The following is a 1,425-nucleotide window of genomic DNA, read 5'->3' as shown; positions in this document are numbered from 1 at the left end:
CGCGCGACCGGCGGCCTCGACCTCACCGCCGCGGAGGCTTCCGCCCCGGTCGCCGCCACGGTCGACCTCGGGGCGCTCCCCGCCCTCAAGGTCGCGCTCACCGGCTCCGGCACCCTCACCAGCTTCGGCACCGCCCCGAACCGGCTGCGCCTCCTGCGCTTCACCGGGGCCTGCACCCTCACCCACACTGCCGCGAGCCTGGCGCTGCCGGGCGGCGCCAGCCTCGTGACCGCCGCCGGGGACACCGCGCTGGCGACCTCGGACGCGTCCGGCAACTGGACGGTGCGGGACTACGTGCGCGCCTCCGGCAAGCCGCTCGCCGGCCCGGCGGCGGCCGACATCATCAATGCCAGCGCCACCGGCCGCAGCGTCCTCACCGGCACCGCCGCGCAGGGGGCGACGGCGCTCGGGCTCGGCACGGCGGACACCCCCACCCATGCGGGGATCGCCGTGTCGCGGGCGATCATCTCCCGCGACGGTCCGGAGATCCTCCTGAACGACACGAATGCCCCGACCGACCGCAAGCGCCTGTCGATCATGGGGTACCGCGGCAATCTCATCATCCAGTCGCGCACCGACGCGGATACCTTCATCGCCAACGTGCTGTCGATCGACGGCACGACGCGGGCGTCGAACTTCAGCGGCCCGCTCATCGCCGACAGCGGTTACTTCTACGGCTCGCTCCGGGGCAGCAACGCGACCTTCGAGACCGTCTACGTCTCGACGTCGGAGACCGCGGATGCCCAGCTCATGCGCCTCCAGAGCAGCGGCAACTTCGCGACCGGCACGGGCCGGACGACCCTGCGGCTGGAGAAGGGGGGCGGCTATGGCGGCGACGTCTCCGGCTACCTGACGCAGGGCGTGGGCGGCGGCCTCATCTTCTCGACCCTGAACGGCGGCACGGCCGCGGAAGCCCTGCGCCTCGATCAGGCCCAGGCCGCGACCTTCGCGGGGGCCGTCACCGCCGGCGGTGCCGTGACGGCGGGCGGCCCGATCCGCCCGGGCCTCTACACGGTGGCGACGCTGCCGGCGGGGGTGACCGGGGCGGCCATCTACGTCTCGAACGGCCGCAAGGTGGGCGAGGCGGCGGGCTCCGGCACCGGCGTGCGGGCGTACTACTCCAACGGCAACTGGCGACGGCTGTCGGACGACAGCCCGGTCGCGGCGTGAGGGCACGATGAGCGAGGCCTACCTGTACGAGTTCCTGTATCGCGGCCGGCCGGCGGGGTCGGCCGAGCCGCCGGCCTGGCACGTGGTGCTCGGCCAGCGGGTGACGCCGCCGGGGTCGGCCGAGGCGCAGTTCGTGGCGAGCGGGGCGCTGACGCCGGCGCAGGCGGAAGGAGCGGGGTTCCCGCTCTCGACGGTGCTGGCGGGGATCGACGCGGCGGCGCTGGCCGGGCGGGACGCGGCCCTGGCGGAGGCGGC

Annotated in this window: 1 protein-coding gene and 1 pseudogene; both read left to right on the top strand. The window is 74.9% G+C overall.

Going from position 1 to position 1,425, the window contains the following annotated elements:
• A pseudogene (locus ABZT49_RS21280) lies at positions 1-1,170 on the top strand (hypothetical protein); the annotation flags it as partial.
• A 7-nt stretch (positions 1,171-1,177) separates the two neighbouring features.
• On the top strand, positions 1,178-1,425 hold a 248-nt coding region (locus tag ABZT49_RS21275; protein ID WP_355288735.1), incomplete at its 3' end, for a hypothetical protein.

This window comes from Methylobacterium sp. EM32 (genome assembly GCF_040593685.1).
Lineage (GTDB): Bacteria > Pseudomonadota > Alphaproteobacteria > Rhizobiales > Beijerinckiaceae > Methylobacterium.
The sequence above is the reverse complement of the archived record's forward strand: the minus strand, read 5'-3'. Positions and strand labels throughout refer to the sequence as shown.